The following is a 13,459-nucleotide window of genomic DNA, read 5'->3' as shown; positions in this document are numbered from 1 at the left end:
GCTTTCGGCCAGAAGCGGACGTTCACAAGCGACCGCTACCGGCCAAAAGCTGCCGTTTATGTTCATGAGCGCGTTGCGTTGAAGCAGAATTCTGGGCGACCGATCAGTGAGCCGTTTACTCACGAAAATTAACGGTTTGCTGCCCTGAGTCATAGAGCCGAAAGCACGCCCTGATACAGCACAGGACCAGTCGGCTGTCCTGTTGGCGATCCACCCTCGGGTTCAAGACTGATGGCCAACGTGATTGACTCACCAATAAACGCTTTCTGCGCACCGCCCAACTTGATCTCCCCGTCTCCGCCTGGGGGAATCACCCCAAGCGAAACAGGCTTTCCATCTGAAGGAATAACCCACATTTCCAAGCTACGATTCTTTTCTATCTTCACCAAAGCCAGCGTTTTGATTTTTAGATAATTCTCGTGCGCTTCAATGCTCATCCACGACTGTGCGTCGGCACTACGCAACGTTGCACTGTAGCGAACTTCGTCACGGTTATAGATAACGCTCAGCGTTACCGCTGCTACCAGTGAACATGTTGCAATCGTCACCCAGAGCCAGCTCCAGAATGGTCGCTTTACAGGCAACTGCATTGTTTGCGGATCTATACGCGCCGTAATTCCGCGCCATACACGATCCGGTACAGGTGATTCAGGCAGAGACTGGGTAAGGCTCGCAAGGCTTTCCCGCCATTGCGAAAGTTCTGCGCGAAGTTCCGAGTCCTCCAGTAAAAGCTGCTCAAAGCGCCGGCGTGCGGCTGGTGGCATCAACCCAATGGCATAATCTGCGGCAAGTGCGCGACGAAGACTTGGAGTTTGGTAGTTCATGACTCAAGGCACCTGCGCAAACGCTCCATCCCTCGGCGGATCCAAGACTTTACCGACCCGAGCGGTGCCGACAGGTGCTCCGCCAGTTCTGAACAGGAAAGCCCTTCAAAATAAGCAATGGTGATTGACTGACGTTGCATCCCTTCGAGCTCATCTAGGCACCGATTCAATGAAGTGGTCTCACGGGAGCTGTTCAACTGTTCATGTACCGAGGGGCTGTCGTCTACCAGCATCTGCGCGTCGAGGTCACTCAGGGGACGTTCGCGACGCTTTCGCAATTGGTCGATGGCCTGATTTCGCGTGATATTGATCATCCAGGTCATCGGCGCCGACAGTTGCGATTGGTAGCGTGAAGCATTGTTCCAGATACGCACAAAACTTTCCTGTAGCACCTCCTCAGCCAGATCTGGGCGCCCCATGAACCGCAGCGCCACGCCATGCAGACGCGGACTCACGCTACGATACAGCGCTTCAAAAGCGCGTCGGTCACCCAAGGAACACTGGGCTAGAAGGTGTTTGAGTTGGTCAGTGTCGGCGATGGGAATAGCCTTTCTCCAAACGAATGGATCGTGAGGTTCTACAAGTCGATTGCAGCCAGAGGTTAGCCCACAGCGCGCGGTTGTTCCATTCACGGGTGGGCTCCTCGGAGGACTCGCCGGTCATGCTGAAATCGACCGGCGACGCCGGTCAACTTTTCGGCATCAGGACTTTGTCGATGACCTGTATCACACCGTTCGACTGGTATACGTCATAAGTACTGATGTCGGCGACGTCGCCCTTCTCATCTTTGATGGTGATGTTGTGCGGACCATTCATCATTGCCCACAGTTTTCCGCCCGAGACGGTGGTCAGTTCGGTCTTGCCACCTCCGGCCTTGATCTTTTCGGCAAGAGTGGCCATGTCCAGTTTGCCGCTCACGACGTGGTAAGTAAGGATCTTGGTGAGGGTTGCCTTGTTTTCCGGTTTTAGCAACGTATCGACGGTTCCTGCGGGCAGAGCAGTAAAGGCCGAATTGACTGGTGCAAACACAGTAAAGGGTCCTTTTCCCTTGAGGGTGTCGACAAGACCGGCAGCTTTCACAGCGGCGACCAGGGTGGTGTGATCGGCCGAGTTCACTGCGTTGTCGACGATGTCCTTGTTCGGCAACATGCTTTGACCGCCGACCATGACGCTGTCGTGACTCATCGATGCAGCATGCGCAGCGTTGAACACTAATCCGCTACCTGCCACCAAGGTCAGAAGGCCCGCAATCAATTGCGTTTTGATCGAAATGCGTTTCATCGTGATGATCCTTTGTGAGGAAGATCGGCCAGGAGATTCTGTCCGTGCTTGGTATACGCGGCGGCGTTCGGATTGGATGCAGTAACGCTCTTTTTTTCGCAGAAATTGCGAGTGAGTGATCCAGTGACCACCACTCGTTAGGCAAGGTGGCTATAACCCCGGCTGAATGCTCGGCCTTGTGGAAAGACGCTTTCGGCCGAAAGCGTCCATACGCGAGCAGCTACTATCGGATCGATGCGGACATCGACAAGAGACCGCTGTTGGCCGGATAGCGACGGTCTGGCCCAGACCGTCGCAGTGTTGGTTAAACCTCTGTCTGCTCTGCCATTTCCAAAGCATCATCGACCTCGATGCCCAAGTACCTGACAGTGCTTTCGAGTTTCGTATGACCAAGCAGGAGTTGGACAGCTCTCAGATTCTTCGTCCTGCGATAGATCAACGATGCCTTTGTCCGCCGTAGCGTGTGAGTACCGTACATGGTTGGGTCAAGGCCAATAGCGGTCACCCACGCTTTGACTATTCGGGCGTACTGCCTGGTGGAAAGATGGTCTGAGTCGTGCAATCGGCTCTGAAACAAAAAGTCCTCGCTTCGAAGACGCGCCCGATGCATCCAAGCTTCCAATACCGTTCGAGTTTGCTCAGTGATTTCAAATTGCACTGGATGCTGAGTTTTCTGCTGCATCACGATGGCCCGTGAGGACACATACTCCCCATGGGCGATGTCTCGGACTCGCAGCTTGGTTAAGTCACAGGCACGCAGTTTGCTATCGATGGCCAAGTTGAAAAGCGCCAAATCACGTGTCTTCTCTGCGAGTTGGAGTCTGATCCGGATGGCCCAGATATCTCTGACTCGGAGCAGGGCTTTCTGCCCGACAAGCTTTCCCTTGTTCCAAGGCTGATGGCGGGATCTAGTAGCGGTATTCATGGCGTGTCCTCCATGTTGATGGAGGACAAGGATGGATCAGTCAGAACGAGCGGTGGTCGCAGTTCGGCCAGCAGCGGTCGGTCATATCCGGCTGCTTCCGGCCAAAAGCGGACGTCGGCAGGCGACCGCTACCGGCCCTTAGCGGACGCTCACAAGCGACCGCTACCGGCCAGAACCAGACGCTTGCAGGCGACCATTTACCGCCAATATCGAACAGATTATTTCTAACGTTCATCTGCTCTCGGTAGCAGCTCTTCAATCGCATGATGCAAAGCATCCAGGTGCACGGGCTTGACCAGGAATCGCGCATTTGGAGGGAGGAGACCCGCCGGCGGCACCGTGTTTCTAGACATCAAAACGACGGGCAGTTCAGGCCATCGCAACCAAATCGCTCGAGCCAAGTCCAACCCATATAGGCGGCCAGGCATACGCACATCCGTGATAACCAGAGCAAGGAGTGTAGTGCTCTCCAATGCGATTAACGCCTGGTCAGCACTGGATCGCTATCACCTCATGACCGAGAATCTTTACAGCCTCCGCCATCACTGAGCGCAAAAATCCGTCGTCCTCGACCAGAAGTATTTTGAGTGGCACAGTGAAGCTCCATCATTCTGAAGTACGAATGAGCGCTTCGGAGCAGTACGAGGAATTGCTGCGGCTCGCCGAAGAATAATGCGCGGAGGGTTTTATAACCCGAGAAGAGCGCAAGGAGATGATTGAGAAAGCGACAGTGAATTACACGCAAGCGGTGGAGGGCCTGGGTCAAGATACATAGCGCATCACGCGATTATCCAGCGCAAGCACAGCGGCTCGATCCTGCTGATGCTCTGACCGTGCGGCATGAATGCCTAGGGCCGGCACAAATCGTCCCTGGCAGCATGGCGTCCGGACAGTTGGAACAGATGGGCGCGCTGCTGCCTGCGGCAACCCGCTGCGCTTGAGCAGCAATGGCAGAGCAGAGGCATTGGCCCCCTGGTCTGCCGCCAGGCGCCCTCGCTAGTCGCTCCATCGACCATCTGATCCCCCACCAGCTCGCAACGACGGCACCGATCAGTCCTGAGACCAGTAATTCCAGCCTGTCGAACTTGTCGAGCAGGCGCGGCAATAACTCCATGCGCTCGAATCCGTTTGCATGATGGAAACTAAAACCTCTACAAACGAATAGTTCACGTATAGATAAAATCACATTAAATGTGAGCAAAATCATCAACTTAGGGATTGTAAGACGATTTTTTGAATTTTTTCTAACAGCAAAAATCACTACCTTATGAACCAAAAAGGAGCGGTAATTCGTGAGTTCGGTAGATATTTTTGTGATTGAGTACAAGCTCCATGGAAGACCGAAGTCTTTTGTCATTCGCACCAAACTGATGAACAACGCAGAGGCTTGGCAGTGGGCGAGCTGCGACGCGGGTATTGCTCCGATACCCAAACCCGGACGCCCTCCTCTCAAGCGGTTCACAAAACCCATGGCAGAACGATTTGGAATCGCCGACGTAAAGTGGCGGGCCACTACTGCCGTCACCTGGGAGGACGTCAGAGCGACGTAGAATAGTGCATCGCCGGAAGCGCTCTACATGTCGATAGAGCGCAGCTCAAACGAATGGTAGGACACATGACATCCAGATCCAGCCCCCTAACCACATCCGATTGGTACGCAGCGACCGGGCGCAGTAATGAACTGTTTCAAGAAGCTGATCGACTCAATGCCATCGCCTACGAACTGCTAACCCATGCGGCCGACTCCCCCGAGGCAATGGAACGCTACAAAGACGCCAGAGATGCCGCGGATGCCAAAACGCTGGAAGGCAAAAAAGCTTGGGACGAGGCGAGAAAGAGACTTAAAAGGCGTCAGTAAAAAAGCCCGCGATGGGCGGGCAAAAGGGAATCCACTCGTTCAGCCCCCAGATTCAGGGTCGCTGGCGGGTATGCCGCGAGGCTCCTGCAGATCGTCTGGGCCTGATTAGCCCTTGCTGTGCTCCGGCGACGAAGGCCCTTTGGTAATGCCGCGCGGCCCCGACACGCCCCAGATCACCAAGCCCAGCAACGGCACGAGGAAGATCAGCGCGGCCCAACCGGCCTTGGTCGCGGACGGCTTGTCGCTGCGCATCACGCTGTTGAGTGCCCAAAGGTCCAACAGCAGGAGCAGGACCGCAGCGGCGATCCACAGATATTCGGTTTGCATGATGTTTTCCTCCATGTTGCTCTGAAACGCCACGGCATGCTTAATCGCCGTGGCGTTTTATATGGAGCGCTTCAACCCCTCATTTTTTTTCGAGGGTCGCCGCCTGATTACCGCCCTGTTCGGCAATCTTTGTCAGCTTTTCATCGGCGCCCTTTTCTTCTGCTAGCGTGGCTTGTAGCAAGGTGACGGCATCCTCGAGTTTCAGGTGTTTGGCCATCGCGATCAGCGTGCCGTAGCTGGCGATTTCATAGTGCTCGACTTTCTGCGCCGCACCGATAAGCGCCGCGTCCAGCACCGCGCCTTTTTCGATTTCGTCGAGCAGCTCCTTGGACTCTTCGACCAGTCCTTCCATGGCTACGCACTTCATGCGTTTAAGTTTCAGCCCGGCCAGTTCCACCAGTTGGTCGATGCGTTCGATCTGGCCCTGGGTTTCCTCAAGGTGCGAGGTGAAAGCTTCGGCAAGCAGCGGATTGGTCGCGGCGCGCGCCAGGCGCGGCAAGGCTTTGGTGATTTGCTTCTCGGCGCTGTAAACGTCGGACAGCTCATGGATGAACAGGTCTTCAACAGTTTTTCTAGCCATTTCTAACTTCCTTCTGATGGTTGGATAGTGTTCTGGGCGAGACGTTCAGCGTGTCCGCCAATGTGGCTTTCATTACAGGTGACTCACCCTGCCGAGCAGGTGTTCAAAGCACTTTTCGATTCATGGATGAAGTGTTATTGGTTCAGCCCAGAGCGGTATCGAGGAACATCATCACGCCGAAGCCCAGCATCAAACCGAGCGTCGCCGGCGTCTCGTGACCATTGCGGTGGGTCTCGGGGATGACTTCGTGCGACACCACAAAAATCATCGCCCCCGCCGCAAGCCCCAGCGCAATCGGATAGCCCATGGCAAAGCCACCCGACACGCCCAGCCCGACCACCGCCCCAAGCGGCTCCATCAAACCTGAACCGATCGCGATCAGTGCAGCGCGCCAGGCCGAGATCCCGGTGACGCGTAAGGCAAGCGCAACCGCGAGACCTTCGGGGATGTCCTGTATGGCAATCGCGGTGGTCAGTGGCAGGCCGACTTTCATGTCGCCATTGGCAAAACTGACGCCGATGGCCATGCCCTCCGGCAAGTTGTGCAGGGTGATCGCCAGGACAAACAGCCAGACGCGATTTATGCGTTGTGCATCGGGCCCGCGTCTGCCGATCTGCTGATGTTCGTGAGGCACGAAGCGATCAAGACCGACCATCAAGCCAACGCCCAGGGCCAGGCCGCATACGACCACGCAGGCTGCCAGCAACGGATTGCCACACAGCGCTTGCGCGGCCTCGATACCCGGCAGGATCAGCGAGAAGGAGCTGGCGGCCATCATCATGCCGGCGGCGAAGCCGAGCATGATGTCCTGAGTGCGTGAGCTGATATCGCGCAGGATGATCGCCACTACCGCACCCAACGCGGTCGCACCGAATCCTGACAGGCCACCCAAGGTGGCCAGGCGCAGGTTTCCCTTGTCTGCGCCGACCAGCGCGGAGTAACCGCTAAACAACAGAAGGACGCTGACCAGCAGCAGCGTTGCCCAGAACAACACGGCCGGCCAACCGCCGCTGGACGCCATGCTCCACCCGTTGCGCTGCGGCGTTGGCGTCGACGATGAGCTGAGTGACATGTCGCCTCCTAGCGTCCGGTAGAGCGTTTGCCGGTGGAGTCGAGCACGGATTGGCGCAACGTCTCGGTGATCTTCTGCGCGGTTCGATCATACGACGTGACGCTTGCGTTAAACCGACTGAACAGCGAATGCGCCAGGTCGCTGCTGGAAACCCCGGAGTTCTGATTCATGGCGGTACCTCGGATCTTATCGATTGAAAAACCGCACGCCGTTGCGGCATGCGGTCCCGGTCATCACGCGTCGGGTTGCCCCTGAACACCCGCGCCCAGATCGGCGCCAGTGATCGGGTTGCTGTCCGGGTCGGACATGGTTCGCGCTTTCATATCCAGCAGCAGCGCCTCTTCCTCGGCACTGAGCTGAACGCTGGCGCTGCCGTCGCCGCCATCCACCGCAGGCTCTGGACTTTCCACGAACTCCCAGTCATCGCCTTGGTTCCATGGACCACGCGTGCTGCCCTCCCCTTGGGACATGTTGAAGTACACGTTGGTGAACTCCGGCATGCCGGGTTGTTTGCCCTGCGGGAAGTTTGGCTGGATCGCATGAAGGGCTTTTTCGAAGGACAACTGGTGCGCAATTTCGCGGGTCATCAGGAAGCCCAGCGCTTCCTTGACGCCGGGATCGTCAGTGACGTTCATCAGCCGTTCGTAGACGATTTTCGCCCGGGCTTCGGCGGCGATGTTCGAGCGGAAATCCGCTGTGGGTTCACCGATCGTATCGACATACGCAGCCGTCCATGGCACACCGGCCGAGTTGGTCAGCGGCGCGCCGGCACCGTACAGCAGACTGGTTATGTGCGAATCGTTGCCGGCCCCGTTGATGGCCCGGTACAACTCGCCCTCTTCTTCCACGCCTTCGGCCACTCGGCCTTTGGCGCCCTTGTTGAGCATGACGATGATGGAGCCGACGATTTCGAGGTGACTCAGCTCCTCGGTGGCGATGTCCATCAACAGATCCTTGCGACCCGGATCATCCTCGGCCAGCGCTTGCGTGAAGTAGCGCGAGGCTGCCGCCAGTTCGCCCTGGGCGCCGCCGAATTGTTCAAGGAGCAAGTTCGCCAGTCCCGGATTGGGTTCGGCAACACGCACGGTGTATTGAAGTCGCTTGTTATGTAAGAACATGACAATTCCCTCAGGCTGTGTAAGATGAGATTCGTTATAAATTGCGTTACACAGTTCTGAATCGATACCGCGAACTAAAATTTCATTTTTTTGATCAAGGGCGACGAGTGGCAAAGCTGGAAAAATTCTATTTATTGCCAACTTGCTGAATCAATGAACAAATGGGCACTGCTTTTAAAGTTCCAAAATTATTTCTATCGGTAATATCCACCTCGAGTTGTACAAAAGCAAACTCACTGTACAGGAATAAGTCAATAACTATGGCCCTTTGCCTTGATTCCGAAGTTTAATATTTCGAAAAAAGTCAGGATGCAGACATGCCGCTTTCTTTCGATCCGCGCTTCAACGATCTTCTCCAGCGCCTCATTCTCATGGCGCCGCCCGTGGGCCAAATCAATCTGGATATGCTCGATTCCATTGAACCTGAGGCGATTGCCAACCCGGACGAACTGGTTGCGACAATCATCGAAATCAGCAGCCGACTCGCTGCAAAAAAATCTGACGCGCCCGACCATTTTGTAGAACTATTGCTGAAGCTGGAAAGGATTAATGCGCTGCCTCACGACAAGGCACAGCACTTCACTGATCATGTGCTGGCGTATAGCAGAGACAATTGATAAGCACGCAAGGGCAAGTCGAAACCGAGACTTTTAAATTGCACTCGGATAGACCTGCCTTCCGCCTTATGAAGGCTATAAGCAAGTCACCCGCAGTTAAGCCTGCCAAGTGATTAGTCAAGTCTCGTTGGGAATCACCGAAATCTTCCCATTGCGCTCAATGATCGCAAACTTGATCTGCTCAATTCGTTCGATACCCTGACTGGAACGCGCGGCTTCCATGACATCCGCCTCGATCAGCCGCGCATGCCGCAAACGTCGGTGCAGCAGTTTGCCGTTCTCGACGATGATCGTCGGTTCGCCGTCGATCAGCCGCGACACCCAGCCCGACCGCTGTTTGAGCAAAGAGAAACCGACGTCGATGGCGATCAGCGTCACGATCACCAGCACCGCGTTGGTCAGGGAGAAATCATCGCCCAGCAAAGCCTGCTGCGTGGCCTCGCCGATGACCATCAGCAGGACGAAATCGAAGGTGGTCAGGTCCGCCAGCGAACGCCGGCCGGCGATCTTTAACAGCTCCATCAAAGCCCCGTACATCACCGCCGCACGCAGTACCGAGTCCATGGGTCACCTACGGAAAAATGAATTGAGAAAGCGTGACGCCGCTGGAGCCTGGCGTACTGATGTGGCTGCGATACAAGCCCAGGCCGTCGCCGCGCATGCTCAGGTAAAGACTCACCTGGCCTTGCTTGTCGGCCTGCAGCCAGAAGCGCACGCCTTCGGCCGCACTGCGACTACGCAGCGGTTCCGGTTGCAGAGTGTCGATGCTGAAGCCCTGCAACAGATCACCGGCCAGCTCAAGCTCCACCGTCGCTTCCGGCGCCGCTGTGAGGCTGATACGCATTGAGTTGGTCGAACCGTTACGGTGGAACATTTCATACTGCACCCGGACTTGGCCATCCTCGGAGCGTACGTCGCGGCTGCTGATCAGGCCTCTGGAAAACAGTCCCGCCATGGCCAGCACCATCAGCAGCACCAAGGCATACCAGCCGCAGCGCTCGAAGCGCCAGACCTTCAGTTGATAGGCCATGTCTTCGCGAAACGGCACGTCCCGGCTGCGCAGATCAGGGTGGTCGGCATCGTCAGTCATCAACCGGACTCCTCGTCTCCTGCAGTGCCGCACGGTGAAATTGCTGTATGCCCTGCAGCGCGTACTCCGTGGCCTGGTTTTGCACCTCACAGCGACTGCCGGAAAAACGCATTTGCCGAGAGTAGACAAACTGCCCTGCTGCCGACTGAAAAGCCCACGCAAAGCACACCGTTCCGGCAGGGATACCGTCGACGTCCTCCGGGCCGAGAATGCCGGTGGTCGCCACCGCCACATTCGCGGTGCTGTCATGCAACGCCCCCACCACCATCTCGCGGGCGACCTCGACGCTGGTCAGGTTGAAACGTTCAATGGTCTGCGGGTTGACGCGCAACAGGCGCTGTTTGGCCTGAGGCGAGTACACCACGTACCCACATTCGATGAACTCACCACTGCCTGGGACCTCGGACAACAACGTCACAATCATTCCCGCCGTACATGACTCGGCGGAGGTCAGGAGCAGTGAATGTTCGCGTAGATAATCAACAGTCGCTTCAGCAATGGACATGGCAGGCGTCCGGAAACAGAACTGTCCGGTTGACCGTGGCGAGCGCATTTGAGTTTCGCTCGCTCATCCGCACGGCCGATCACTTGTCCGACTCGGCAGCCTTGTCTTTCTGGATCTGCAGCGACGCCTTGCTTTTGTCGCCGTCCTTGTTCGGCGCATCATTGGAACCTTCGAAACAGCCCTGCAACAGCAGCACTGAACAAAGCCCCAGACAGGCACAGATGGTTTTCATGATCGTCTCTCGCTCAGTGATCCCGTGGCGAGGGGATCTCGCCACGGGTCTGCTTGCTTACACGGCCGGCACCAGCGGCGCCGTGCCGTCCGCTTCGGCCAGCGGCACATCGCCGCGGCCCGGGGTCAGGATGACCTTGCGGCAGTCTTCCTGTTTTTTATCAAAAATCTTGTAGCCTTCCGCCGCCTGCTCGAGTGACAGCCGATGGCTGATGATCGCGTCCGGCTGCAGGCGCCCGGTTTCGATATACCCCAGCAGTTCGGGCAGATAGCGCTGCACATGGGTTTGGCCCATCTTGAAAATCAGCCCCTTGTCGAAGGCATCGCCGAACAGGAAGCCATGGATAAAACCGGTATACACCCCCGGCACACTGACCGTACCGCCACGGCGCACCGCAGCGATGCACTGACGCAACGCCTTGCCGCTGCTGCCTTCGAGCTTGAGCGTGGCCAGCACGGTTTCGGTAGTGCTGCCCTTGGCCTCGAAGCCCACCGCATCGATCACACCATCCACCCCACGGTTGCCGGGCGTCTGGCTGATGATGGTATCCGCCGGGTCGTCGTCCTCATCGAAGTTGATCGGGATCACGCCGTAGGTGCGCTGCGCATAGGCCAGTCGGTAGGCATGGTGATCGACCATGAAGATGCGCTCGACGCCAAGCATGCGCGCACACGCCGCGCTGAGCAGTCCGACCGGTCCGGCTCCGTAGATCGCCAGACTCGAACCTTCGCCGACGCCGGAATTGATCACCGCTTGCCACGCCGTCGGCAGAATGTCGGACAGGAACAAGACCTTCTCGTCTGCAAGCGTTCCCGGCACCTTGAACGGCCCAGTGTTGGCCTTCGGCACTCGCACCAGCTCGGCCTGACCGCCCGGAACCCCGCCGTACATCCGGCTGAAACCGAACAGCGCCGCCGGCGGGGGAATACGCTTTTTATTCATCGCCGCGCCCGGCCCGGCATTGGTGGTTTCACACGCTGCGTACAGCGCATGCTGACAGAAGAAACAGTCGCCGCAGGCAATCACAAACGGGATCACCACCCGATCGCCGCGTTGCACCGCCGTCACGGCCGAACCGGTTTCCTCAACAATGCCCATGAACTCATGGCCGAAGATGTCGCCGTGCTCGACCGTCGGGACCTTGCCCCGATACAGGTGCAGGTCCGAACCGCAGATGGCCGTGGCGGTTACTCGCAGGATGATGTCATCGGGTGCTTCAAGGATCGGATCCGGCACGGTTTCGACTCTGACGTCGTGGGCGCCTTGGTAGGTCATAGCTCGCATGGTGGAATCCTCTGACAATGGAAGAATTGAAGAACAGCCTCTTCAAGTTCCGAAGGACTCAGTCAGCGCGAGTTCACTCTGTTTTGCGTATTTCTGGATCAGTGGAACGGAGGCACCCGGACTTTGTTTGCCGAGTACGGCTAGACGAAGTCAGAGAATCTTGCGGACTGTCGCCAGTTGCTGCCGAACGCATGGCACACCTACTGGCATGGGCCGCATACCATATTGGATGGCAACCCGATCCCTGTAGGCTGCTCTTTCTATGAGAGCTGGCCTCCTGACGCAGCTGAAACAAGGTAACACCCGCCTGCATTCGGCCATAAGCAGACTGAATGAATCTCTCAGTTTCTTTGAAGGAAGAGCCAGGGTTCACTCATAAAATTTGCCAGCCAGCAAAATGGATGCACACCGCTGCCATACATTTGAAACAGGAACATTTTGCGAAGAGCTTCTGGTACTGGCGGTCGCCCATGCAGCCGCCGCATCGAGAAAGGTATCTACAGATTCATTTTCCCACCCCAAGACGCTAGATTCATAAGGAGACGATGGCGTCATTTCCTCCAACACACGCTCACTGGCAAAATCAGAACCAAGAGCCTCGATAAACCTAATGAACGATTGCTCATCGATCACGCGCTCTAACAACTCATCAAGGTCAATAGACATAGGAAGCCATGTATCGGACGTTAGCGAGAGTGCTGGCTGAGATGCTGCTATGCAAAGAAACAGACAGTCAACCTCTCTATTTGCGAATGGCCGCTTTTGGCCGAAAGCGGACGCTGGCTGGCTCCGATGATGGATGGATGCAGTAGCCCGCCTCCCGCCCCAACTGATTGGCTAAAGTCTCAAATCATCTGCGCGGTGTAGCAATTTTTAAGCATGCGGTATCTAAGCCTCTCTGCTGCGGCCGCATGAGCTAGGCTTCGCGAAACCCTTATTTCCAGGATGGATCGCATGCCAAATAACTCAGCTTCTAATATCGCCACCGCTGACGCCCTGACATTGCTCCTGCACAACCAGCATGCACTGGCGGCGGCGATCGAGGAGGTTGCCGTTTGGCTTGCAGCCAGTGGCGCAGCAGTCGTTGCAGATAACGCTGTGATGGCTATGGAGACCTTAGACACAAATGCAAAGGCGATCACAGATGCGATTATGCGGATACGGCAATCCTAGTATCGTCTTTGCAGGCAGCAATCGGCCAAAAGCAATCATTGCCAATGGTTAACCATCGCGTAGGTCAGGCATTAAATCATCCACTAAACTAATGCGGACACCCACCCAGGAGAAATTCTCTCCATGCAAAGCTCGTCATTATTGGCGTGTCCCACCTGCTCCTCAAAGTTGAGTCGAACAGCGCAACGGCGCATGACTCCTTTTTTTGGGGAGTTTCCCGTAGTACCGTGTGTTTCTTGCGGGGCACCTTTGCGATGGCATGTGGCTCTTCATCGCAGACTTCGGGTTGGCGGGATGATCTTCCGGCTCGGGGTCTGCGGCATTGCTGTAGCATTGCCGTACGTTTTCCTATTGAGCAAAAATCACTGGGCAATAGTTGTCACGGGGGGCAGCATCATACTTTCATTCGTTGGGATACTTGTCACCGCAACCCGGACAGTTACCCCTTTCGTTGAAGTCATAGAGGGCGATGCAGGAACGCGTTGATTACGGAACGAGAGAATTGGGACTGATTTTTTTATGAGAAATAAATCAGTCCCCTTTTTTCTGATGAAGTGCCGCGCCTGGCCGGAT

At 56.3% G+C, this 13,459-nt stretch carries 20 protein-coding genes; 4 read left to right on the top strand and 16 right to left on the bottom strand.

All coding sequences use genetic code 11. The features are described 5' to 3' along the window. Positions 1 to 149 precede the first annotated feature (149 nt). The 5 genes from ACTJK7_RS28585 to ACTJK7_RS28565 form a co-directional block, all read right to left on the bottom strand. Positions 150 to 824, bottom strand: a complete 675-nt coding sequence (locus ACTJK7_RS28585) for an anti-sigma factor (protein ID WP_064381906.1) — start codon at positions 822 to 824, stop codon at positions 150 to 152. Further along, a complete protein-coding gene (locus tag ACTJK7_RS28580) occupies positions 821 to 1,456 on the bottom strand; it encodes a sigma-70 family RNA polymerase sigma factor (protein WP_085655396.1) in 636 nt (211 codons plus the stop codon). Before ACTJK7_RS28580 ends, ACTJK7_RS28585 begins: the two co-directional genes overlap by 4 nt. A 55-nt stretch (positions 1,457 to 1,511) precedes the next feature. After that, positions 1,512 to 2,105, bottom strand: coding sequence for a fasciclin domain-containing protein (locus ACTJK7_RS28575; protein ID WP_064381908.1), 594 nt, complete (start codon positions 2,103 to 2,105; stop codon positions 1,512 to 1,514). A 304-nt stretch (positions 2,106 to 2,409) separates the two neighbouring features. Further along, positions 2,410 to 3,030, bottom strand: coding sequence for a tyrosine-type recombinase/integrase (locus ACTJK7_RS28570; RefSeq protein WP_085655397.1), 621 nt, complete (start codon positions 3,028 to 3,030; stop codon positions 2,410 to 2,412). A 224-nt stretch (positions 3,031 to 3,254) separates the two neighbouring features. Further along, the gene (locus tag ACTJK7_RS28565) at positions 3,255 to 3,464 is read right to left on the bottom strand and encodes a hypothetical protein (RefSeq protein ID WP_440781088.1); all 210 of its coding nucleotides are present in this window, start codon (positions 3,462 to 3,464) and stop codon (positions 3,255 to 3,257) included. Between the two features lie 858 nt (positions 3,465 to 4,322). Here ACTJK7_RS28565 and ACTJK7_RS28560 point away from each other — a divergent pair. Together ACTJK7_RS28560 and ACTJK7_RS28555 are read left to right on the top strand one after the other, a co-directional pair. Beyond that, complete coding sequence (locus ACTJK7_RS28560) at positions 4,323 to 4,580, top strand: DUF6555 family protein (protein ID WP_440781069.1); 258 nt, start codon at positions 4,323 to 4,325, stop codon at positions 4,578 to 4,580. 65 nt (positions 4,581 to 4,645) lie between these two features. After that, positions 4,646 to 4,888 (top strand): hypothetical protein, encoded by a 243-nt coding sequence (locus tag ACTJK7_RS28555; protein WP_440781070.1) that lies wholly within the window; start codon positions 4,646 to 4,648, stop codon positions 4,886 to 4,888. A 105-nt stretch (positions 4,889 to 4,993) separates the two neighbouring features. Here the strand turns inward: ACTJK7_RS28555 and ACTJK7_RS28550 are convergent, their stop codons facing one another. From ACTJK7_RS28550 to ACTJK7_RS28530, 5 genes are all read right to left on the bottom strand, one after another. After that, positions 4,994 to 5,215: a PLDc N-terminal domain-containing protein gene (locus ACTJK7_RS28550; protein WP_440781071.1), complete on the bottom strand. Its 222-nt coding sequence runs from the start codon at positions 5,213 to 5,215 to the stop codon at positions 4,994 to 4,996. Positions 5,216 to 5,294: 79 nt separating this feature from the next. Beyond that, the gene (locus ACTJK7_RS28545; protein WP_085654118.1) at positions 5,295 to 5,795 is read right to left on the bottom strand and encodes a YciE/YciF ferroxidase family protein; all 501 of its coding nucleotides are present in this window, start codon (positions 5,793 to 5,795) and stop codon (positions 5,295 to 5,297) included. 142 nt (positions 5,796 to 5,937) lie between these two features. Continuing rightward, positions 5,938 to 6,867, bottom strand: a complete 930-nt coding sequence (locus ACTJK7_RS28540; protein WP_440781072.1) for a ZIP family metal transporter — start codon at positions 6,865 to 6,867, stop codon at positions 5,938 to 5,940. An 8-nt stretch (positions 6,868 to 6,875) separates the two neighbouring features. After that, the gene (locus ACTJK7_RS28535) at positions 6,876 to 7,037 is read right to left on the bottom strand and encodes a hypothetical protein (RefSeq protein WP_440781073.1); all 162 of its coding nucleotides are present in this window, start codon (positions 7,035 to 7,037) and stop codon (positions 6,876 to 6,878) included. Between the two features lie 63 nt (positions 7,038 to 7,100). Beyond that, the gene (locus tag ACTJK7_RS28530; protein WP_440781074.1) at positions 7,101 to 7,985 is read right to left on the bottom strand and encodes a manganese catalase family protein; all 885 of its coding nucleotides are present in this window, start codon (positions 7,983 to 7,985) and stop codon (positions 7,101 to 7,103) included. A gap of 317 nt (positions 7,986 to 8,302) precedes the next feature. Between ACTJK7_RS28530 and ACTJK7_RS28525 the strand changes: the two genes are divergently transcribed. Then, on the top strand, positions 8,303 to 8,602 hold the full coding sequence (locus ACTJK7_RS28525) for a hypothetical protein (protein ID WP_440781075.1): 300 nt from the start codon (positions 8,303 to 8,305) through the stop codon (positions 8,600 to 8,602). A 117-nt stretch (positions 8,603 to 8,719) separates the two neighbouring features. Here the strand turns inward: ACTJK7_RS28525 and ACTJK7_RS28520 are convergent, their stop codons facing one another. The 6 genes from ACTJK7_RS28520 to ACTJK7_RS28495 all read right to left on the bottom strand — a co-directional run bounded on the left by ACTJK7_RS28520 (position 8,720) and on the right by ACTJK7_RS28495 (position 12,379). Continuing rightward, positions 8,720 to 9,166 carry a DUF421 domain-containing protein gene (locus ACTJK7_RS28520; RefSeq protein ID WP_440781077.1) on the bottom strand — a complete coding sequence of 149 codons (447 nt, stop codon included), beginning with the start codon at positions 9,164 to 9,166 and terminating at the stop codon, positions 8,720 to 8,722. A gap of 7 nt (positions 9,167 to 9,173) precedes the next feature. After that, a complete protein-coding gene (locus ACTJK7_RS28515; RefSeq protein WP_440781078.1) occupies positions 9,174 to 9,692 on the bottom strand; it encodes a hypothetical protein in 519 nt (172 codons plus the stop codon). Next, on the bottom strand, positions 9,685 to 10,197 hold the full coding sequence (locus ACTJK7_RS28510; protein ID WP_440781080.1) for a CinA family protein: 513 nt from the start codon (positions 10,195 to 10,197) through the stop codon (positions 9,685 to 9,687). The genes ACTJK7_RS28515 and ACTJK7_RS28510 overlap by 8 nt, the downstream gene beginning before the upstream one ends. A 79-nt stretch (positions 10,198 to 10,276) precedes the next feature. Next, positions 10,277 to 10,429 carry a hypothetical protein gene (locus ACTJK7_RS28505; protein WP_170928918.1) on the bottom strand — a complete coding sequence of 51 codons (153 nt, stop codon included), beginning with the start codon at positions 10,427 to 10,429 and terminating at the stop codon, positions 10,277 to 10,279. A 57-nt stretch (positions 10,430 to 10,486) separates the two neighbouring features. Continuing rightward, a complete protein-coding gene (locus ACTJK7_RS28500) occupies positions 10,487 to 11,713 on the bottom strand; it encodes a zinc-dependent alcohol dehydrogenase (RefSeq protein WP_440781081.1) in 1,227 nt (408 codons plus the stop codon). A gap of 369 nt (positions 11,714 to 12,082) precedes the next feature. Beyond that, entirely contained in the window at positions 12,083 to 12,379 is a 297-nt protein-coding gene (locus ACTJK7_RS28495) for a DUF7660 family protein (protein WP_150295846.1), read from the bottom strand. Between the two features lie 288 nt (positions 12,380 to 12,667). On the opposite strand from ACTJK7_RS28495, the gene ACTJK7_RS28490 reads away from it, so the two are divergent. Continuing rightward, positions 12,668 to 12,886 carry a hypothetical protein gene (locus ACTJK7_RS28490; RefSeq protein ID WP_085655295.1) on the top strand — a complete coding sequence of 73 codons (219 nt, stop codon included), beginning with the start codon at positions 12,668 to 12,670 and terminating at the stop codon, positions 12,884 to 12,886. Positions 12,887 to 13,459: the final 573 nt, after the last annotated feature.

The organism is Pseudomonas sp. 22085, from assembly GCF_052045815.1.
Classification (GTDB): Bacteria; Pseudomonadota; Gammaproteobacteria; order Pseudomonadales; family Pseudomonadaceae; genus Aquipseudomonas; species Aquipseudomonas glycinae.
This window is presented reverse-complemented; position numbering and strand designations above follow the sequence as displayed.